The following is a 20,031-nucleotide window of genomic DNA, read 5'->3' on the forward strand; positions in this document are numbered from 1 at the left end:
AACTGTGGTTTTTACGTTTCGGTACGTCCGCGGGTCAGTCGTCCGGCCAGTGCTTCGCCGTCGCGTTCGCGCCCGCTTCGAGCGCGGCCGTCCCCGTGCGGACGATTTCGCGGACGCCGAAGCGCTCGAACGTGTCCAGCGCGTTCTCGATGGTCTTGTTGGTGCCCGTCACCTCGACGGTGATGGCCTCGGCGCTCGCGTCGACGACCGTTCCGTCGTACATGTCCGCGACGGCGGCGATCTGGTCGGGGTGGTCGCCGTCGACCTTGATGAGCGCTAGCTCCCGTCGAACCGCGTCCTCGGTGAGTTCGGTCACCGAGATGACCGGCACGAGCTTCTCCAGCTGTTTCTTCGCCTGTTCGATGCCCGGCTCGGGCTCTTTGACCACCAGCGTGATGCGCGAGTACTCCTCGTTCTGGGTGGTCCCGACGGTGAGCGACTCGATGTTGAACTGGCGGCGGGCGAAGAGCCCGGACGCGCGGGCGAGGACGCCCGGCTCGTTGAGCACCAGTGCGGAGAGCACCGCCTCGCGCACCTCGGGCTCGGCCTCGACTTCGGGGTCGATGCGGATGCCCTGGGAGTTGCGCCGTCCCTCGGGGTGGGGGCGCTCCTCGGGCGACGGCCCCTTCAGGCCGCGCCGGTGCGTGTCCTCCGCTCTCGACGCCTGGTTCTCGGGTGTGTGTTCGGAACTCATGGTTACAGCTGGTCCTCCGAGAGTGCGAACAGCCCGTTGGGCGCGCCCGAGGCGACCATCGGGTAGACGTTCTCCGCGGGGTCGATGTGGAAGTCGATCACGCTCGGCCCGTCGTACGCCAGCGCCTCCTCGATGGCCTCTGCGACCTGGTCGTAGTCGTCGACTCGCCAGCCGCGTGCCCCGAAGGCCTCGGCCAGCCGGTCGAACTCGGGACACCAGTTGTACTCGGCGGCCATGCGGCGCCCCTCGTAGAAGGCGTCCTGCCACTGGCGGACCATCCCGATGTACTCGTTGTTCAACACGGCGACGGTGATGTCCATGTTCTCGCGCACGGCCACGGAGAGCTCCTGCATCGTCATCAGGAACGAGCCGTCGCCGTCGAAGCAGATCACGGTCCGGTCCTCGTCGCCCATCTGGTCCGCGGCGAGGCGGGCGCCGATGGCGGCCGGGAGGCCGTAGCCCATCGTCCCCAGCCCGTGCGAGGAGACCCACGTCCGCGGCTCGCGGTAGGTCCAGTACTGGGAGGCCCACATCTGGTGCTGGCCCACGCCCGTGGTGACGATGGTGTCGTCCGGGGTGGCCTCGTCGAACGCCTCGACGACGAACTGCGGCTTGACGGGTTCGTCCGACGGCGCCGCGTAGTCCATCGGGTACTCCTCTTTCCACTGGATGCACTGCTCGCGCCACTCGCGGGCGTCGGGCGAGTGCTCCATGCGCGCGTCGACCTGGTCGATGACGCGACCGGCGTCGCCGACGAGCGGGTAGTCCGCGTGGACGTTCTTCGATATCTCGGCGGGGTCGATGTCGATGTGGACGACTTCCGCCTCGGGCGCGAACGTGTCGACGCCACCGGTGAGACGGTCGTCGAACCGCGTCCCGACCGCGATGAGGAGGTCGGTGTGGGTGATGGCCATGTTCGCGTAGCCGGTCCCGTGCATCCCGGCCCACGACAGACAGAGGTCGTGGTCCTCGGGGAAGCTCCCGATACCGGGCATCGTCGTCACCACGGGGATGCCGTGGTCGATGGCGAACTTTCGGGCGGTCTCGGTCGCGTTGGCCTTGATGACGCCGCCGCCGAACAGCAGGACGGGCTTCTCGGCGTTCTCGATGGCGCGCGCCGCGACCTTCACGTCCTGGGTGTCCGCCTCCATCTGCGGGTTGTACGTCTTCGGCGGACGCGCCGGGCCGGGGTCGCGGCCCGTCTCGGCCTGCGTGATGTCCTTCGGGAGGTCGACGAGCGTCGGCCCCGGCCGACCCATACCGGCGAGGGCGAACGCCTCGCCGACGGTGTCGCCGACGGTGTCGGCGTCGCCGGCGAAGTAGTTGTGCTTCGTCACCGGCGAGGTGACGCCGATGGTGTCGGTCTCCTGGAACGCGTCGGAGCCGACCATGTCGCTCGGCACCTGGCCGGTGAGCGCGAGGACGGCGTCGGAGTCCATGTTCGCGTCCGCGAGGCCGGTGACGAGGTTGGTCGCGCCCGGCCCCGACGTGGCGAGGCAGACGCCCGGTTCGCCCTTGACGACGCCGTACGCGTCCGCCGCGTGCGACGCGCCCTGCTCGTGAGCCATCATCACGTGCCTGATCGACGAGTCGTACAGCGCGTCGTAGACGGGCATGATGGCGCCGCCCTGCACGCCGAACGCCGCCTCGACGCCCGCGTTCTCGAGAGCGCGGACGACCGACGACGCGCCGGTCGTGACCGGTCGCTCTTCGACCTCGGCTTCGGTTCGCTGTTCGTCCGTTCGTGGCTGTTCTCCCGCCTCGGCCGACTCCGACGTGGAGTCGTCCGCTTCGGGTGTCGGTGTCGCACGTTCGCTCATGTGTGTGGTAGTGGGGGTCGCTGCACTCGGTGGTCGGTTCGGGACTGGACGGTCGACGCGGAGAATGAGGGGTGAGGGGCTAGACAGCCCCTACAATCGACCGGACGGCGGCGACACTGTCCGTGCCCGACCGGGGGGCGTCGCAGCGGGTGGGACAGCGTCTCATCGTACCGGGTGAGATACGCTCGTCTCATAAAACCCTTTCGTGAGCGTCCCGGCGTCCCACCCGCGACCGGGCGGTCAGGGGCTCGGTGTCGCTCTCTCGCGAGTCCGCGTCGGTCCGCCGTGACGGACCTGCCGCTCGCGATGCTGCGCGAACGGGAGGCGGTCATCCTACGCTCTGACCTCCTCTTCTTCCTCGTCGACGTGGTCGACGCCGACTTCGTCGGCGAACCGCTCCAACTCGGTCATCGTGACGCGCTGTTTCTCCGCGCCGTAGTCTTTGACGCGCCGGGTGATCTCTCTCACCTGGGCGTCCGTCGGCTCGTAGCCCGCGTCCGAGAGGCGCTTGCGGACGGAGTGGGTGCCCGTGTGCTTGCCGAGGACGAACTCCCGGGAGGCGCCGACCATCTCGGGGGTCATCACGCCCGGCTCGAACGTGCTCGCGTTCTCCAGCACGCCCGCGGCGTGGATGCCGCTCTCGTGGGAGAAGGCGTTGCGTCCGACGACGGGCTTGTTCTGCGGCACCGGGATGTCGCTGGCCGCCTCGACGACTCTGGACAGTTCCGTGATGCGCTGGGTCTCGATGCCGGTGTCCACTCCATAGAGGGACTCCGCGGACATGACGACCTCCTCGTACGCGGCGTTGCCCGCGCGCTCGCCGATGCCGTTCACCGACACCTGCGCCTGCGTCGCGCCGGCTTCGAACCCGGCCATCGCGTTCGCGGTGGCGAGGCCGAAGTCGTCGTGCGCGTGCACGTCGATGCTAGCGTCGGTGACCTCGACGATCTCGCCGATGAGGTTCGCCATCCGGGTCGGCGTACAGACCCCACAGGTGTCGGGGATGTTGATCCAGTCGACGTCTTCTTGCGACACGGCCTCGATGACCTCGAAGAGGAACGCCTTCTCCGTCCGGGTGGCGTCCATCGGCGAGAACATGCACTCCACGCCGGCGTCTTTGACGCGTCGGACGCTCTTGACGGCGCGCTCGACGGCCTCCTCGCGGGAGGCGTGCATCGAGTCCTGCAACTGGACGTCGCTGGTGGACACGAACACGTGCACCATGTCGACACCGGAGTCCAGTGCCGCCTCGACGTCCTTGTCGACGACGCGGGCCAACCCACACGTCGTCGTCCGCGAGGCGTCCGCGATGTCTCTGACTGCCTCGAACTCGGCGTCCGAGTTCACGGGGAAGCCCGCCTCGATGACGTGCGTCCCCATCGCGTCGAGCAGCGCCGCTATCTCGCGTTTCTCGTCGTACGAGAACGAAGTGCGTGGCGACTGCTCACCGTCGCGGAGCGTCGTGTCGAAAATCCGTACCGTCTCGATCTCAGATGTGGTTTCCAGTGTGCCCTGGAAGAACTCGACCCGCCGGGGATCCCGACGAAGTGTCCTCCACGTCCATGTTGTTGGACATTGTAGTCGTGTACATATCTCGCCCACATATAAAGGTGTCTCTCCGGCCCTCCCGTTTCGGCGCTACCACCCCGCCGCTGTCGACCGTCGGATCCGTCGAACCACACGACGTAAACGGCCTAGTACACGACTCAGAGCTTAATATGATACAATCTCCAGGGGGAGAGGAGACAGTCGGACGAAACCGCTGGAAGCGTAATTTTTCACTATAATATTCTGTAATTTATTCTCGAGTGCTCGCGCGCGCCGGCCGACTGGACGTTCGTCTATTCGAGCGGGTCGGGCGGCGAGCGCCGAGCGCACGACCGGGACACGGCGACGACGGACCTCGTCAGACGCCGACAGAACGTTTTTCTCGTGCGGCCGCAACCGACGGATATGGCCGACTTCGACCTCGACCTCCGCGGCGCCGAGGAGTACCTCGACACGGACGACATCGAGGGGAACGTGGTTCTGGGAGTCCTCGACGGGTCGACGCCCCCGAGGAGTGGATCGCCGCCGTCGAGAGCGGGAGCGTGCTCTTTCTCGCCATCGAGGGAGACCTCAACCGCCTCGCCGCGGGGTTCGCCCGCGACATCCGGGACATGGGCGGCGAACTGATGCACTTCCGGAAGTTCCTCGTCGTCGCCCCGCCGGGTGTCCGGATCGACACCGACCGCCTCTCCTGAGTCCGGCGTTCCTCGACGACTTAGCCTCCCTCGCTCCCGGCGCCTCTCGACTCTCCCCCTCCTCACTCACTCACCCGCTCGCGCTCCCGGTGTCGTGTCAGCCCGAACTTCTTGTACGAGAGCGCGGCCACCGCCTCTGTGCGCTGACTCCCGCCGACGGACGGGTCGCGACGTGACGACACGCCGTCCGTCGTTCGCCTCCCGTCGTCTTTCCGCCTCTCGTGTCGTCCGTTCGCCCCTTCAGGACTCACGTCCGAACCGGTCGGTCTCGACACCACACTCGGTGCAGAAGAGCACAACCGTATCCCCGCCGTCGACCCGCTCGCCGCGGCGCTCTGTCTCCTCCCCACACGCCGGACAGTGCTCCTCGATGACGGCCTCGTCGGTTCCCTTCGGTGCGCCCACCGCGACGAGACGGACCGCCTCCTCCCCGGTGTTGTGCGCGCGGTTCGGGTGTTCGGGTGGGACGAAGAGCGCCTCGCCCGCCTCGATAGTCAACGGCTCGTCGGCCGTATCGACCGTCAGTTCCCCTTCGAGCACGTAGAACACCTCCTCGTGTCGCGGGTGGCGGTGAAACCCCCACGGGACGCGCTCGCCCGATTCGACCGTGTAGACGTTGAGGCCGAACGCCTCGACGCCGAGTGCCTCGTCGAGTTCCTTCTTCTCGCTGGCGGGGCTCGGTGCGTCGTCTAGGTCGTCGACGCGGACAGTGCGGTAAGTCATACACGCCCTACTCGCGCGACGGAGTTACGCTTTCCTCGCGACGGGCGATCAGCGTGACTCCTCGACGAACGTCAGGACGTGTCCGTCGGCCTCTCTCACTCTGACTCCGCCGTCGACCTGTTCGACCGGAGCGTCGGGAGCGACCGCCTCGGCAGCGGCGGCGGGGTCCGTCGTGGCGAATCCGGCGTCGACGTGGACGCCGCCGCGCGCGTCGGCGATCCCCAGCTGTGGCTCCCAGAGTTCGAGGTCCATCGGCCCGCGGAGTCGCACCCGCCGCCGGTCGTCGCCGCGGTCGACGACCTCGAACCCGAGCGCCCGATACCGAGCGACGGCGTCGCCGAGCGACTCGACTTCGAGCACGAGTTCGAAGACGCCGACGAGGTCGTCCGTGTCCGCCTCCGCGACCGTCCCGACCTCCACGCAGTGGTCGTCGGGGTCGTCGACGTACAGCGACCGCGACCCACCGAAGTCGAACGCGACCGTCGGCAGCGACGAGAGCCGCGCCTCCCACGTCTCGTAGGCGTCAGCGCCCGTCGCGAACGCGTAGTGGACGTGGAGGCCGCCGCGCGGAACACCGTCCGGCCGTCGGAGGACGAGCGCCGTCTCGCCGACTTCGAGGACGACCTCGCGCTCTCCTTCCGCGACCGGTTCCAGGTCGAGATGCTCGGTGTAGAAGTCGCGAGCCCGGTCGAGGTACTTCACTTCGAGCGCGAGGTGCGTGAGCGCAGAGAGCATCGGGTGGTGTTCGTGACCCGGCGGGTTATACTGTCGGTCGTACCCGTCGCCCACCGACCGCTCCGCGTGCATCCGACCGCGGCGCCGTCCCCGACTGCGGCCGGGCTTTTTAAACGCGTCCGACCCTTGACCACGACTATGCCGATGAAGGGTAGCGGAACGCCGCGACTGCAGGAGATCGACCGGTGGGACGGTGGCGTCGGCTGGCTCGCGCACCCCGACGAGGGGATGCAGCGGGCCAGCCACGTCCTGGCGGCTGGCAGCGCGGAGCGAAGCTCCGCGGACAACCGAACGCAGTCCGGAGACGTCGAGGCGTGGGTCGTCGACCCGGTGGACGCGCCCGGGGTCGACGACCTCATCGCGAGCGTCGGAGACGTCGCTGGCGTCGTCGTCTGTCTCGACCGGCACAAACGCGATGCGGCCGCAATCGCCCGTCGGCACGACGCCCCGGTGTACGTCCCCGACTGGATGAGCGGGGTCGCGTCGGACCTCGACGCCCCGGTCGAACGCGTCGGCCGCGAACTGGCCGACACCGGCTACCGCGTGCTGAAAGTCGTCGACCGGTCGTTTCCCTCCTGGCAGGAAGCGGCGCTCTACCACGACGACTCGGGGACGCTCGTCGTCCCGGAGGCGGTCGGCACGGCCGAGTACTTCTGTGCGCCGGGCGAGCGACTCGGCGTCCACCCGATGCTCCGGCCGTCGCCACCGAAGCGAGCGTTCCGTGGGCTCGAACCGGAGCGGGTGCTCGTCGGCCACGGGGCCGGTGTGTTCGACGACGCCAGCACGGCCCTCCTCGACGCGCTCGACAACGCCCGGGCACGTCTGCCGGCCGCCTACGCCAAGGCGTTCCGGAATCTCCTCTGATTTCGGCGCGTCGACGTTCAGTCGCCGTCTCTCGGGGTTCGACACACTTTTTCGCGTCAGAGCGCCTACAGCGCACGTGAACGACGTGGGTCAGCACTCGACCGAGGCCACGAGACACGGCGACGACCGCCAGCCGCTGTACGTCACGAGTGCGCTCCTCGATGTCCTCCTCGACATGAGCGCGGACGCCGAACCCGACGCGCTCAGCGTCGTCCTGGCGCCGACGCGGGCCGGCGCGTTCGACGCGGACCTCGGTCTCGACGCCGACACGCCCGTCCTGACGCACTTTTACCTCCCCGACGCGGGCCGCTCTGTCACCGCGGTGTTCGGCCTCGACCTCTCGACGCCTGCGGGGCGCGGCCGTGCACGCTTTCACGCCCACCCCCAGGGACCGCGCGAACCGACGAAACGCGACGACTTCGCGGCGGCGGTCATCGTCGCCGTCCCGCCGTGGGACCGCACGGAGGTCCGGGCCTACGACCGCTCCGGGTCCCGCCTCGCGCTCGAAGAGGTGGACGCCGAACCGCCGGAGGAGTCGCTCGGCGACGCCTCACTGTGAGAGCGCGAGCGAGGAGAACGCCTACTCGAGATATCCGAGGTCGGCGAGCTGGTCGGTGATCTCCTCGAACTCGGCCTCGGTCAGTTCCCCGGTCCGCTGGTGCTGGATGACGATGCTCCGGAGCAGGAACCGCACGAGGTCGCTCGTCGACGAGAAGCTCGTCCCCTCGATGGTCTCTTCGACGCGCTCGGCGAGGTCCTTCGGGATCGAAACCGTCGTGTAGTCCGTCATCGTCGGGGGGACGGGTCGACGCGAGTTACACCTTGTGGACTTCGACGCGGCGGTCGTTCCCCGGTGCGCAGCGACAGCAGCCGAACGGCGAGCGCGGACGGGTGAGTCGCTCTGACGCTCCGTAAGCGTCCAGAAGCGGTCCGTCCCGCCGTCGAATCGTCCGGAATCCCGGACGGTTCGAGCGCCTTCGGGAGTTTTTCAACCGATGACCTCGTACTCGACGACAATGGGAGTCAGGCCACCACAGCAGGACGGGTCCGACGCCGACCACATCGAGTTCGGCATCGCGGCGCTCGAACCCCACCTCGACGACCGAATCGACTACCCCGCCACCGCCGAGGAGGTCGTCCAGGCGGTCGGTGACGTGCAGGTGTCGTACGACGCTTCGGGCGGTACCGTCGCGCTGTCCGAGGTCCTCGAGAAGACCCCCAAACGACGGTTCGAGTCGAAGCGCGACCTGCTCGACGCGCTCCACCCGGTGTTCGAAGAGTACCGCGCCGCCGCGTCGAACAGCCTCGTCGGCAGACTCCGCGGCCTCCTCCCGTTCTGATCCCGCTTCGGCGGTGTGTTCGCGCGGCGTCGTGTGCGTCCCACCGGGTCGCTCGCTCACCCTCACTCGTTCGCGCGCTCGTCTTCGAGCCGGTCGAGCCGCCGCATCTGTTCCCTGTGAAGCGAGAAGATGAGGTCCGAGAGCACGCCGAACATCAGCAACTGGACGCCGAAGAGAATGCCCGAGGCGGCGACGACCGCCATCACCTCGTGGGAGATACTTCGGGTGACCCACTCGACGCCGACCCAGATGGCGATGCCGAGGCCGATGGCGGTCGAGACGAAGCCGACGCTGCCGAAGTAAAAGAGGGGGTTGTTCGTCTTCGCCCGGCGGTACAGTTCGAGGAGGATGATGCTCCCGTCGCGGAGCGGGCTGAGGTTCGTGTTCGACCCCGACGGGCGCGGGAGGTAGGTGATGGGGACGACAGCGGTGTCGATCCGGTGTTTCGCGCACTCGACGGCCATCTCCGTCTCGATGCCGAACCCCTGCGCGGCGAGCGTCATCCGCTCGAACGACGCGCGCGAGAAGGCCCGGTACCCCGAGAGGATGTCGCCGAAGTCGGTCCCGTGGATGAACGCGAAGGCGCGGTTGAACAGCCGGTTCCCGACGCGGTTGAGCCGCGTCATCGCCCCGTCGTGCATGTCGGCGAAGCGGTCGCCGATGACGTGTTCGTACCCCTCGTCGAGAGGGCGGAGCATCGCCTCGGCGTCCGACGGCAGGTACGTCCCGTCGCCGTCGACCATGAGGACGTACGGAGCCGAGATGTGTTCTGAGACGGCTTCCCGGACGGCCTGTCCTTTGCCGGTTCCCGACTGCGTGACGACGCGTGCGCCCGCCTCGGTGGCGACTTCTTCGGTCCGGTCCGTCGAGCCGCCGTCGACGACGAGGACGGTCTCGAACCCCTCCTCGCGGTAGCCACGGACGACATCGCCGATGGTCTCTGCCTCGTCGAGCGTCGGCACGAGGACGCAGACGTCGTCACGCTGTGGCATCATCGGCGCTAACGGGGATGGTTTAAATAACACTTCCGTTCTCGCCGCTTCCGGGCCGCCGCTGTGGCCGATAAACAGTCGGTTAACTGGTCGATGTTGTGGTAGGCGGAGAATATACAAGGACGTCAGACCCATCTGGAAGAGAGTATGTATGCAGTCATTCTCGCTGCTGGGGAGGGGATGCGTCTCAGACCCCTCACCCGCACGAGACCGAAACCAATGGTCCCCATTGCCAACCGACCGCTCCTCGAGTACGTCCTCGAAGCGGTCGCCGACGCGGGGATCGAAGACGTGATCCTCGTCGTTGGATACAAACGCGAGCGGATACAGAGCCACTTCGGCGACGGCAACGACTGGGAGGTCGACATCACCTACGCCGTCCAGGAGAAACAGCTCGGTACCGGCCACGCGGTCGCCCAGGCCGAGCCGTACATCGACGGCGAGTTCATCGTTCTGAACGGCGACCGCATCATCGACAGCTCGCTCGTCTCGCACATCGCCGACGACGCGACGCCGGCACCCGCCGTCGCCATCAGGCGTTCGGAGACGCCGAGCGCGTACGGCGTCGTCAGCCTCGACGGCGACCGGGTCGTCTCGGTCGACGAAAAGCCCACGGGCCGGACACTGACGAGCGACCTCATCAACGCGGGCGTCTACAAGTTCACGCCGAGCGTCTTCGACGCCATCAGGGAGACCGATACCGTCGGCGAGTCCCCCATCACGGCCGCGCTCGACACCCTCGCCGCGGAGGGCTCGGTCCAGGCCGTCCGGTACGGCGGCCGCTGGCTCGACGTCTCGGTCCCGTGGAACCTCCTCTCGGTGAACAGCAGCGTCCTCGACGAGACGGGCAGTCACGTCGACACCGCCGCCGTCGTCCACGGCTCCGCCACCATCGCCGGACCGGTCGACATCGACGAGGACGTCCACGTTCACCCGAACGCGACGCTCCTCGCGGGGACGAGTCTCGGCGCGAACGCCGAAATCGGTGCCAACGCCGTCATCTCGAACACGGTCGTTCTCCCGGACGCAACCGTCGAGGCCGGCGCGGTGTTGCACGACTGCATCGTCGGCTCCAACAGCGTCGTCGGCGCGAACGCTACCGCCTCCGGCGGGGACGCCACCGTCGCCCTCGCCGGCGAACTGTACGAATCGGCCCGCCTGGGCGCGCTCATCGGTGACAACGTCGACATCGGCGGCGGCGTCACCCTGGCTCCGGGTACCATCATCGGCAACGACGCGACCGTCCACGAGGGAACGACCCTCGACGGCCACGTCGAGGACGGCGCGACCATCAGGAGGGGATAATCATGTGTGGAATCATCGGATACGCGGGCGAGGACCGGGCACTGCCGGTTCTCCGGACCGGACTGGAGAACCTCGAGTACCGCGGCTACGACTCCGTCGGGGTCGCACTCCGCGGTCACGAGGGGCTCCGCCTGTTCAAGCAGGCGGGGCGCATCAAGGACCTCTCGCTCCCCGAGGACGACGACTCGGTCGTCGGCATCGGCCACACGCGCTGGAGCACGCACGGCGAACCGACGGACGCGAACGCGCACCCACACACCGACTGTACGGGCACCGTTGCGGTCGTCCACAACGGCATCATCGAGAACTACGACAGCCTCCGCGAGGAGCTCTCTGACCACCCGTTCACCTCGGAGACGGACACGGAGGTCGTCCCGCACCTCATCGAGGAGTACCTCGCGGAGGGTGACGACCTGCCGACGGCCGTCGACCGGACCCTCGAACGACTCGAGGGGACGTTCGCGCTCGGCATCGTCAGCACCGAGTTCGACGGCATCGTCGCCGCGCGGCAGGACAGCCCGCTCGTCATCGGCCACGGGGAGCGGGGCGCGTTCATCGCCAGCGACGTCACCGCCTTCCTCGAACACACCCGCGAGGTGACGTACGTCGAAGACGGCGACGTCGCCGTCCTCTCGAACGGCGGCGTCGAAATCCGCAACGGCGGCGAGGTCGTCGAGCGCCCCCGCGAGCACGTCGAGTGGGAGGCCGAGGCCGCCGAGAAGAGCGGCTACGAACACTACATGCTCAAGGAGATCCACGAGCAGCCCACGGCCCTCCGCCAGACCCTCTCGGGGCGGATCGACGAACTCAACGGAGAGGTCGACCTCGACATCGACCTCCCGAAGGAGTACCTCAACTCGCTGGAGGAGGTGACGTTCGTCGCCTGCGGGACCTCCTACCACGCGGGGCTGTACGCCGCACAGCTCGTCGAGTCACTGGCCGACGTCCGCGCCTCCGCCGAAATCGCCAGCGAGTACGAGTTCGACGGCGGGCGTGACCCCTGGCGGACGCTCGTCGTCCCGGTGACCCAGAGCGGCGAGACCGCCGACACCCTCTCGGCGCTCCGCCGGGCGAAACGGGCCGGCGCGCGGAGCCTCGCCGTGACGAACACGCTCGGCAGCACCGTGACCCGCGAGGCCGACGAGACGGTGTTCATCCGCGCCGGCCCCGAAATCGGCGTCGCGGCCACGAAGACGTTCGTCTCGCAGGTCGCGACGCTCGCGCTCCTCTCGGTCGCGTTCGCCCGCGCCCGCGGTGAGCTGTCGACGACGGACGCCATCGAGTTCCTCGGACACGTCCGGCAGCTTCCGGGCGCGGTCCAGAAGGTGCTCGACGAGGAGGCGGCGTTCAAGGAGGCCGCGACCGAGTACGCCGACGGCGAGGCGTTCTTCTTCATCGGTCGAAAGCTGGGCTACCCGGTCGCGCTGGAGGGCGCGCTCAAACTGAAGGAGATCGCGTACGTCCACGCCGAGGGCTTCGCCGCGGGCGAGTTGAAGCACGGCCCGCTCGCGCTCGTCACACCCAAGTCACCGGTACTCGCGGTCCTCACGCAGGGGTCGAGCCCCGAGGCGACGCTCAACAACGTGAAGGAGGTCGAATCGCGCGGCGCGCCCGTCCTCGGATGTACCTCCCTCCGCGACGCCGAGAAGTTCCTCGACGTCACCTTCGACATGCCCGAACTGGGCGCCCTCTCGCCGCTCATCGCGAACGTCTGCTTCCAGTTGTTCGCGTACCACGTGGCGAAGCTGAAGGGACGGTCGATCGACAAGCCGCGAAACCTCGCGAAGAGCGTGACGGTGGAGTGAGCGAACGGCTCGCAACCACACTCTCACAACCGCCAACTTCAACTGTCGTATCGGCGTAGTCGGCCCACGATGCTCTCGGACAAGAACGTGTTGTTGACCGGCGGTGGCGGCTCCGTCGGTCGGGAGCTCTCCGTACGCCTGCTCGACTCTGATCTGAACGTCCTTCGGATACTCGACAACAACGAACCCAACCTCTCTCGTCTCGCCTCGACCCTCGACGACGACCGGTGTCGGTTCCTCTCGGGAGACATCCGAGACCGCGACCGCCTCGACCGCGCCCTCGAAGACATCGACGTCGTCGTCCACACTGCAGCGATGAAACACGTCGACGTCTGCGAGTACAACCCGTTCGAGGCGATCAAGACGAACGTCCTGGGGATACAGAACGTCATCGACGCCGCCATCGACACGACAGTCGAGCGGATGGTGTTCACGAGCAGCGACAAGGCGGTCAACCCGGCCAACACGATGGGGACCACGAAGCTCCTCGGCGAGAAGCTCATCACGGCCGGCAACAAGCACGCTGGGCGGTCCGATCTCCGCCTCGCCTCGGTGCGGTTCGGAAACGTCGTCGACTCCTCCGGCTCCGTCATCCCCCACTTCCGTGAGCAGATCCGCGAGGGAGGACCCGTGACGCTCACCGACCGCCGGATGCGGCGGTTCTTTCTCACCTTCGACGACGTGTACGACCTCGTGACCGCCGCGATGACCCACACGGAGGGCGGCGAGATATTCATGAAGAAGATGCCAGCGATCCGTATCGAGGACCTGGCGAGGGTCCTCATCGACGAACTCGCCCCGAGGTTCGGACACGACCCCGGTGCTGTCGAAGTCGAACTCACCGGTCCGCGGCTCGGTGAGACGTTTCACGAGGAGATGATGACCGGACGCGAGAAGCAACGAACCGTCGAGACGGAGTCGCTCTACGCCGTTCTCCCCGAAACGACGGACCAGGACGGGTACCTCGAACACGACGGGCTCGCGGGGTTCACCGAGGCCACTGACGTCGTCCAGTCGACGGAGGAGGCAGCGGTCCTCTCGCCCGGGGAGATCGCTTCGTTCCTCGAACAGACCGGCGTGCTAGAGGTGGACGAATGAGCGATCCGAAGACGGTCGCCGTGACCGGCGCCGGGGGCTTCATCGGGCGTTGGGTCGTCGCTGAACTCCTCGACCGAGGCCACGTGGTACGAGGACTGGACGACCTCTCCAACGGGTCACGGGAGAACGTCGCCGCCTTCGTCGACGACCCGGACTTCGAACTGCTCGTGGGGAGCGTCCGGGAGCGGGGGGACGTCGACGCGCTCTTCGACGCCGACGTCGACGCCTGTATCCACCTCGCGGCCGAAATCGACGTTCAAGAGAGCCTCGACGACCCACAGTCGCACTTCGAAACGAACGTCAGGGGGACACAGGTGGTGCTCGAAGCGTGCCGTGCTGACGACGTCCGCCTCGGCCTCGTGGGCACCTGCATGGTGTACGACATGGCGGATACGAGCGAGGGAATCGACGAAGAGCACCCGGTGAAGCCGGCCTCGCCGTACGCAGGCTCGAAGCTCGCCGCGGAGAACCTCGCCGAGTCGTACTATCACGGGTACGACCTCCCCGTGACGATCCTTCGCCCGTTCAACACGTACGGCCCCTTCCAGAAGACGGGAATGGCCGGCGGGGTCGTCTCCATCTTCACGAGCCGCGACCTCGCCGGCGAGGATCTGAAGGTGTTCGGCGACGGCACGCAGACCCGCGACTTGCTGTACGTGACCGACTGTGCCCGGTTCATCGTCGAGGCGACCTTCTCGGACGCGGCAGTCGGTGAGGTCATCAACGCGGGAACGGGCCGCGATATCAGCATCAACGACCTGGCCCGGGTCGTCGCCTCGCCGGGGACCGAGATCCGGAACGTCGAGCACCACCACCCCCAAAGCGAGGTCCAGAAACTCCTGTGTGACCCGACGAAAGCGGAGGAACTCCTCGGGTGGACCCCCGAGGTGTCGCTCGAAGAGGGTATCGGGGAACTCCGCGAGTGGCTGCAGTCGTGATCGACGCCACCGCGACGCACCCCGGACGGCAGGGTGGCCGTCGCAGTGGACACGTCACCTTCGAGCGAGAACTCGCGTGCGCCCTGGCCTGGCCGTCTTCGTGTCGGCTCCGAGCGACCGGTGTGACTACTCGTAGGGCTCTCACGGGGACGTCCGTCTCAGACGTCTTCCCACGTGATCGCGTGGCCCCGTTCGATATCGCGTCTCGCTTCCCGGCCGACGACCACGTCCTTGTAACGCGGTGTCAGCGCGTCCTCGGGGCGGGGCGGAGGGCGGTCAGTTTTCGTTCCGTGATCTCCTCGCCGGCCTCGATATCCGCGGCGGCCCTGAGTGACCGACGCTGAAGCACTGCGGGCGTCTCTTCCTCTTCGTACACCCGCTTCGTCGTCTCGCCCAACGCGTCGTTGATCCGTCTGACCTCGGTGACCAGGGTGCCGAACTCGTCGGGAGTGAGTGAGTGCGGATGGTCCGGTCCGTCCCTGGTGCTGTCGTCAGTGAAGTGTTTCTCGATGACGCACCCCCCACGGCTGACCGCGCCCAGAGAGACACCCAGTCCCGGCGTGTGATCCGAGTATCCCACGGGGACGCCGAACGAGTCTCTCAGCCCTTCCATCGCACGGATGTGCGACGACTCGGCTTTCGAGGGGTAGTTGGTCACACACTGTAGGATGATGATCTCGGAGTTTCCCGTCGACCGAACGGCTCTGACGGCCTCTTCGATCTCTCCGAGCGTGCTCGCGCCCGTCGAGAGGATGATCGGCTTGCCCTTCTCGGCCGTGTATTCGAGGTAGTCGAGCCAGGTTATGTCGCCGGAGCCGATCTTGTACACGGAGACGAACTCGTCGAGAACGTCGACGGCTTCCTTGTCGTATGGGGTGCAGAGAAAATCGATGTCGGCGTTCTCACAGTGGTCCGCCAGTTCGGGTATCCACTCCCGGGGGAGTTCGGCGTCCCGGTACACCTCGTACACCGGTTTGTCCCACTCCTGTTGAAATCCCTCCTTCAGCCCGTCGAACCCCTGTTTGGAGAGGATCTTGTCCGCTTTGAACGCCTGGAACTTGGCCGCGTCGGCGCCGCACTCGGCGGCCAGTTCGATGAGTTTCTTCGCCCGTCGCTTCGAGCCATCGAAGTTCGCTCCGATCTCGGCGATCACGTACGTATCGTCCCGATGGCCGAGTTCCCGGTCGCCGATACGGACTGATTCTCGTTCGTCCATACGTGTTGCTGTACTGCTCAACTCGATAAAACCACCGAGTAGAACCCCGCGAACGAGGGGCCCACCCGGCGTATGTCGACGGTTCCTCGCGCGTGACGAGTGCGGACGCTCACCCCGCCCGACCGCAGTACGGGCCCGTCCCTCGACGAGACGACTTCTCGGCGAAGACCGATTCACAGCAGGCTGAGCCGGTCTACTTCACGTTCTTCTGTTTGACGTGGGCGTTGAGTCGCTGGAGGTCTTCGTCGTCTATCAGTTTGATCGCCGCGTCAACCGGAAGGATGTCGTCGTACTCGACCTGTGCGTATATCCGCCGAAAGAGTTCGTAGTCGTCCGCTTCGTCGAGGGTGATCCGGAGCTCTCCCCGGTCTCGCATGTACGGCTCGTCGAAGACCTGGTCTGCCGTCAGGGAGACGGTCTCGAACTCCTGTGGGTTCTCCCGATAGTACGGTGTCACGTGCTCTCGGTGATGTGGTTCGGTCGATTCCTGATACACCCGCTCGAAGCTCTCCATGGTGAACACCTCGACGTCGAAGCCACGCGGAAACGTTCGCTCGAACTTGTTCGCACAGTAGTCTCCACCGCTCTCGACGAGCCGAGCCACCGCCGAATCGATTACCTCCGGGGGATGAGCGGGCAGTCCGCCGTGATGCGCACGACGACATCGGCTTCGGCACCCTTCGCTGCGTGGTACATCCTGTCGAGTACGTCCGTCTCGCTCCCCCGGAACACAGTCGCGCCAGCCCGCTCGGCGTACCGCGCGATGATGTCGTCGGCGCCGTTCTCCGACGTCGCGACGACGACTTCGTCGATAGACGTAGCCGCGGCGGTCCGTCGGACGACGTGTTCCAGGACGTGTCGTCCATCCAGCGGTAACATCACTTTACCGGGAAGCCGGCTCGAACCCATCCGGGCCTGAATTACTGCGACGACGTTCATACAGCGACATTACCGTTCGACTGCTCCTAACGGTTGTCGTTCACGGTTTCGAGTGGGTCGTGGGCGCGCCCGTCGTTTCCCCCGGCTTCGCTCACAGCAAACGAAGCGAATCCGGTGGTGTTTCGTGGACGGACCGCTCACCCACGAGACCGACATTTATATTGTGCACGCCTTAGCTGATGACCTATGGAACGCGACCCAGAGGACCTGTGGGACGGTGAGTTCGGGGAGGAGTACACCGAGCGAAACGACCTCTCCGTCCAAGAGGCCAACGAGATATCCGAACAGCGGTTCGGCGTGAGTCGAACGGAGCGGATGGAGCGTTTTCTCGGCAGCGTCGACCGAGACGCCAGGATCCTGGAGGTGGGCACGAACATCGGAACGCAGCTCAAATGTCTCGAATCGATCGGATTCGAGAACCTGTACGGGATAGACATACAGAAGAACGCCGTTCAGAAGGCTCATCGAACCAGGCCCGAACTGAACATCATCGAGGGGAGTGCCGACGACATTCCGTTCAAAGACGACTTCTTCGATCTGGTGTTTACCTCTGTCGTCCTCATACACATCCCGCCCGAACGAATCGAGACCGTACTCGACGAGGTCGTCCGTTGTACGTCGGAGTGGGTGTACGGGTACGAGTACTTCGCCGAGGAGTACACCGAGGTCCAGTACCGCGGTCACGACGAACTGCTCTGGAAGACGGATTTCCCCTCCCTGTATCTGGAACGGTTCGACCTCGAACTGGTCGAGAAGGAGTTCTTCGAGTATCAGACCGACGAGTACGACAACGACACCGTCGACGTCGAGTTCCTCCTCAGAACGCCAGAGGCGTGACGTCGGGCGAGAAGTCCGGAACTATTCACACGCTAGTTCGACCGCGACGAAGTCGCCCTGCGAGTGAGCGGTCCGTGCGCTCGGTAAGACCGTGACTCGGCGTCGCAGGTACCGAGCGAGCAGCGACGTCGTCCTCACGACGGAGCCAAGTCGTCCGTGAGTTATCGGGGGTTGCTCGCGTCGATTTTTTCGAATACGTCGGTCAGGCTCGGCTGTTTGTCCCCCAGGTTGCCGTCGAGGTACTCGTCGACGATGTCGTTGTCGTACAGGTCGTAGATCACACGGAGGTGGTGTGGCTCGAAGTCGCTGGACAGGAAGAGTTTTCCAGTTCTCGTTTGCTCCTCGACCGGGAGCGTCCCCTGTTCGGCCAAGTACTCCAGAATCGTCACCGTCTCTTCGGCGAACCGGACAACGACATCCGCCGCCGTCTCGTGGACACCTCGGCCCCGTTTCAGTTCCGGCACCGAGTGATGGATGATCCCCCCGGCATCCGGTTCCGGGATGATCTGATGGAGCGTTCCGCCCGCGAACTGTGGCTGGAGATTGTAGAACGGCCAGAACAGCGTCGCCGAGCCCTTGTACCACGGCGACAGTCCGAGGTGGAAGTTGAGGCGCCAGTCCGGAAGTTCGGATAGGACGGGCTCTAAGACGAGTCCGGTGCCGAAGATGAGGCAGGCGTCAGCATCGACGTCCCGCACGAACTCCGCAACGCGCTCCGAGTTGAGTTCGTCCCTGTCGACGAACAGCGTCGGGGCAACGTCCTCGTACGCCGTCGGGGACCTGTCGCCGTACGTGGCCCGTTCGACCGTCTCGCGTCGCTCGAAGTGGTGAGTGAACAGTTCCCTGTCGTGCTCCGGCCATCCGGAGGGTGGGTCCGGGAGGGTGTCCTCTCGTCGCATCGAGACGACACCTCCGACCTCCAGTACGTCGGAGTCGATAACCTGCTGATGTACGTAGACGTGGCGCGCGTGGCTTCCCGAGAACAGAATCAGTTTCATGCAGAAGCCTCCAGCAGTTCTGCGTCGACGAGTTCGCTCGCTGCGCGGTGGAGCGTTCGAACCGACACGCCGGACCGTTTCGCGATTCGAAACAGCGAGGTGCTGCCGTCACACGAGAACATCAACCAGTTGATCGCGTCGAACACGTCACCGGATTTCGCCCCCTCGTCAGCCAACTGGTACTCGAACTCCTTGTGGTCCGTCTCGTCGAGATACCCGGGTTGTTGCTGTTTTCCGCCCGTCGTCGGATACAGGTCGTGTCTGTCGAGTTTGAACTCGCAGTGTGGGTCGACCCGCTCGTACACGCGGTTCATCTCCAGGAGGCCGATGGCCCACAGGTACCGTTGCAGGGTTTCGAGGAGCGCTTCAGCGGAGATAAACGAGAGGTCGTCCTTCGAGGTGTGATACTCCTTGTACTCGTAGTATTTGTCCTTCGCGATGGTCCCCGTGGGGATGCGAAACCCGGGTGAACTGTACTGTCGCTCGTCGCTGCCGGTCGGGACGAACTCGTACTCGTCGTACTCGTCGTCGGAGAGTGCCCAGCGAGCGGCTTGGTCGACTGGGTGGTCGTGCTCGAAAGACGCCTTGTAGTCGAACGTTCCCGGCCCCGCAACGGTCGTTATCACGTACCCCCCGTTCACGTTCTTCATCGGCGCTTCGTGCGTACTGAGGTAACTGATGGAGCCGATAGTTTCCGGGACGATGATCAACCGGTACGAGTGGTAGGTGTCGCGTTGTCGGAGTTGCTCGAACAGCAGCGTTGCCAGGACGACGCCGGAGAGGTTGTCGTTTGCGAGCGATGGATGGCAACAGTACGTCGAGAGGATGTACTCCTCGTCGCTTTCCCCCTCGATTCTCGCGTCGGCGTAGGTGAGTTCTCCCTCGGGGTCCAGAGTACTGTCGATGAACACCTCGTACGTGTCGTCTTCGTCCATCGATTCGAGCGTGTCGTGGCGCATGCAGAACCCCCAATCTCGATCGTAGTAGGTCGTTCTGTAGGGGATTGCGTCGGGCATGCTCGGTAGCGTGTGCAGATGGTCTTTCAACTCGTCGAACGTGAGCGTCGTCTCGACCGGCACACTGTAGCTGACGACGTGTAAGTTGTTCTCTGCGATGTCGACGATCCGCTCCCCGTCGCTGTTTTCGATGTACGCGTCCTCGATGTTCCACTCCGGCGGGACTTCCCAGTCGTAGACCTGAGTGCCGGACGGAACGGACTGGACGTCTAGCGGCGTGATCTCCGAAAGCCGCTCGAGCGTTCTCCGGACGCCGTTGCCGGTCACGCTCCGTGTTATCGGATACAACTCTCGCAAGAGTGAATTCACAGAGTCCTCATTCAAATAAGTCATGCGCGCCACTTACTATACCTGATACAAGTATCTTCCGTCGGTGGTGGGGTGGACCCGAACGTAAACCGGCAGATATCGGCCGTCTCACGACCGAACGAAGCGGTCGGCGTCTGGGGCGACAGCCGGTTCGGTGCC

The 20,031-nt window shown here is 65.8% G+C and carries 21 protein-coding genes and 1 pseudogene; 9 read left to right on the plus strand and 13 right to left on the minus strand.

Annotated features, from left to right (window positions below; all coding sequences use genetic code 11):
• Positions 1-34: 34 nt before the first annotated feature.
• From ilvN to C2R22_RS09195, 3 genes are all read right to left on the minus strand, one after another.
• The gene (gene ilvN, locus C2R22_RS09185) at positions 35-694 is read right to left on the minus strand and encodes an acetolactate synthase small subunit (RefSeq protein WP_103425488.1); all 660 of its coding nucleotides are present in this window, start codon (positions 692-694) and stop codon (positions 35-37) included.
• A gap of 2 nt (positions 695-696) precedes the next feature.
• Entirely contained in the window at positions 697-2,514 is a 1,818-nt protein-coding gene (ilvB, locus tag C2R22_RS09190) for a biosynthetic-type acetolactate synthase large subunit (RefSeq protein ID WP_103425489.1), read from the minus strand.
• Between the two features lie 333 nt (positions 2,515-2,847).
• The gene (locus C2R22_RS09195) at positions 2,848-4,107 is read right to left on the minus strand and encodes a LeuA family protein (RefSeq protein ID WP_103427626.1); all 1,260 of its coding nucleotides are present in this window, start codon (positions 4,105-4,107) and stop codon (positions 2,848-2,850) included.
• Positions 4,108-4,467: 360 nt separating this feature from the next.
• Between C2R22_RS09195 and C2R22_RS09200 the strand changes: the two are divergent.
• Positions 4,468-4,757 (plus strand): annotated as a pseudogene (locus C2R22_RS09200) (DUF5779 family protein).
• A gap of 240 nt (positions 4,758-4,997) precedes the next feature.
• Here the strand turns inward: C2R22_RS09200 and C2R22_RS09205 are convergent.
• On the minus strand, positions 4,998-5,480 hold the full coding sequence (locus C2R22_RS09205; RefSeq protein ID WP_103425490.1) for a cupin domain-containing protein: 483 nt from the start codon (positions 5,478-5,480) through the stop codon (positions 4,998-5,000).
• A 48-nt stretch (positions 5,481-5,528) separates the two neighbouring features.
• On the minus strand, positions 5,529-6,215 hold the full coding sequence (locus tag C2R22_RS09210) for a VOC family protein (RefSeq protein WP_103427627.1): 687 nt from the start codon (positions 6,213-6,215) through the stop codon (positions 5,529-5,531).
• A gap of 138 nt (positions 6,216-6,353) precedes the next feature.
• Between C2R22_RS09210 and C2R22_RS09215 the strand changes: the two genes are divergently transcribed.
• Positions 6,354-7,079 (plus strand): hypothetical protein, encoded by a 726-nt coding sequence (locus C2R22_RS09215; protein ID WP_103425491.1) that lies wholly within the window; start codon positions 6,354-6,356, stop codon positions 7,077-7,079.
• 85 nt (positions 7,080-7,164) lie between these two features.
• Positions 7,165-7,638, plus strand: coding sequence for a hypothetical protein (locus C2R22_RS09220; RefSeq protein WP_394342389.1), 474 nt, complete (start codon positions 7,165-7,167; stop codon positions 7,636-7,638).
• Positions 7,639-7,659: 21 nt separating this feature from the next.
• Here the strand turns inward: C2R22_RS09220 and C2R22_RS09225 are convergent, their stop codons facing one another.
• Positions 7,660-7,869: a ribbon-helix-helix domain-containing protein gene (locus C2R22_RS09225; protein ID WP_103425492.1), complete on the minus strand. Its 210-nt coding sequence runs from the start codon at positions 7,867-7,869 to the stop codon at positions 7,660-7,662.
• A gap of 226 nt (positions 7,870-8,095) precedes the next feature.
• On the opposite strand from C2R22_RS09225, the gene C2R22_RS09230 reads away from it, so the two are divergent.
• The gene (locus C2R22_RS09230) at positions 8,096-8,419 is read left to right on the plus strand and encodes a DUF5789 family protein (RefSeq protein WP_103427629.1); all 324 of its coding nucleotides are present in this window, start codon (positions 8,096-8,098) and stop codon (positions 8,417-8,419) included.
• A 62-nt stretch (positions 8,420-8,481) separates the two neighbouring features.
• Here the strand turns inward: C2R22_RS09230 and aglJ are convergent, their stop codons facing one another.
• Positions 8,482-9,411: an S-layer glycoprotein N-glycosyltransferase AglJ gene (gene aglJ / locus C2R22_RS09235; RefSeq protein WP_103425493.1), complete on the minus strand. Its 930-nt coding sequence runs from the start codon at positions 9,409-9,411 to the stop codon at positions 8,482-8,484.
• A 147-nt stretch (positions 9,412-9,558) separates the two neighbouring features.
• On the opposite strand from aglJ, the gene glmU reads away from it, so the two are divergent.
• The 4 genes from glmU to C2R22_RS09255 all read left to right on the plus strand — a co-directional run bounded on the left by glmU (position 9,559) and on the right by C2R22_RS09255 (position 14,557).
• On the plus strand, positions 9,559-10,716 hold the full coding sequence (glmU, locus tag C2R22_RS09240) for a bifunctional sugar-1-phosphate nucleotidylyltransferase/acetyltransferase (protein ID WP_103425494.1): 1,158 nt from the start codon (positions 9,559-9,561) through the stop codon (positions 10,714-10,716).
• A 2-nt stretch (positions 10,717-10,718) separates the two neighbouring features.
• The gene (glmS, locus tag C2R22_RS09245; protein ID WP_103425495.1) at positions 10,719-12,521 is read left to right on the plus strand and encodes a glutamine--fructose-6-phosphate transaminase (isomerizing); all 1,803 of its coding nucleotides are present in this window, start codon (positions 10,719-10,721) and stop codon (positions 12,519-12,521) included.
• A gap of 69 nt (positions 12,522-12,590) precedes the next feature.
• On the plus strand, positions 12,591-13,619 hold the full coding sequence (locus C2R22_RS09250; protein ID WP_103425496.1) for an SDR family NAD(P)-dependent oxidoreductase: 1,029 nt from the start codon (positions 12,591-12,593) through the stop codon (positions 13,617-13,619).
• Positions 13,616-14,557 carry a dTDP-glucose 4,6-dehydratase gene (locus C2R22_RS09255; RefSeq protein WP_103425497.1) on the plus strand — a complete coding sequence of 314 codons (942 nt, stop codon included), beginning with the start codon at positions 13,616-13,618 and terminating at the stop codon, positions 14,555-14,557. The genes C2R22_RS09250 and C2R22_RS09255 overlap by 4 nt, the downstream gene beginning before the upstream one ends.
• 158 nt (positions 14,558-14,715) lie before the next feature.
• Here C2R22_RS09255 and C2R22_RS27425 read toward each other — a convergent pair whose 3' ends face one another.
• From C2R22_RS27425 to C2R22_RS09270, 4 genes are all read right to left on the minus strand, one after another.
• The gene (locus tag C2R22_RS27425; protein WP_394342390.1) at positions 14,716-14,784 is read right to left on the minus strand and encodes an SAF domain-containing protein; all 69 of its coding nucleotides are present in this window, start codon (positions 14,782-14,784) and stop codon (positions 14,716-14,718) included.
• 17 nt (positions 14,785-14,801) lie between these two features.
• Entirely contained in the window at positions 14,802-15,773 is a 972-nt protein-coding gene (locus C2R22_RS09260; RefSeq protein ID WP_103425498.1) for an N-acetylneuraminate synthase family protein, read from the minus strand.
• Positions 15,774-15,966: 193 nt separating this feature from the next.
• Entirely contained in the window at positions 15,967-16,377 is a 411-nt protein-coding gene (locus tag C2R22_RS09265; RefSeq protein ID WP_103425499.1) for a glycosyltransferase family protein, read from the minus strand.
• 11 nt (positions 16,378-16,388) lie between these two features.
• Positions 16,389-16,712, minus strand: a complete 324-nt coding sequence (locus tag C2R22_RS09270) for a cytidylyltransferase domain-containing protein (protein ID WP_103425500.1) — start codon at positions 16,710-16,712, stop codon at positions 16,389-16,391.
• Between the two features lie 186 nt (positions 16,713-16,898).
• Here C2R22_RS09270 and C2R22_RS09275 point away from each other — a divergent pair, with 186 nt between their 5' ends.
• Positions 16,899-17,549, plus strand: coding sequence for a pseudaminic acid biosynthesis-associated methylase (locus C2R22_RS09275; protein ID WP_103425501.1), 651 nt, complete (start codon positions 16,899-16,901; stop codon positions 17,547-17,549).
• A 161-nt stretch (positions 17,550-17,710) separates the two neighbouring features.
• Here C2R22_RS09275 and C2R22_RS09280 read toward each other — a convergent pair whose 3' ends face one another.
• Together C2R22_RS09280 and C2R22_RS09285 are read right to left on the minus strand one after the other, a co-directional pair.
• Complete coding sequence (locus C2R22_RS09280) at positions 17,711-18,547, minus strand: methionyl-tRNA formyltransferase (RefSeq protein WP_103425502.1); 837 nt, start codon at positions 18,545-18,547, stop codon at positions 17,711-17,713.
• Entirely contained in the window at positions 18,544-19,896 is a 1,353-nt protein-coding gene (locus C2R22_RS09285; protein WP_103425503.1) for a DUF4910 domain-containing protein, read from the minus strand. The genes C2R22_RS09280 and C2R22_RS09285 overlap by 4 nt, the downstream gene beginning before the upstream one ends.
• Positions 19,897-20,031: the final 135 nt, after the last annotated feature.

Source organism: Salinigranum rubrum (assembly GCF_002906575.1).
Classification (GTDB): Archaea; Halobacteriota; Halobacteria; order Halobacteriales; family Haloferacaceae; genus Salinigranum; species Salinigranum rubrum.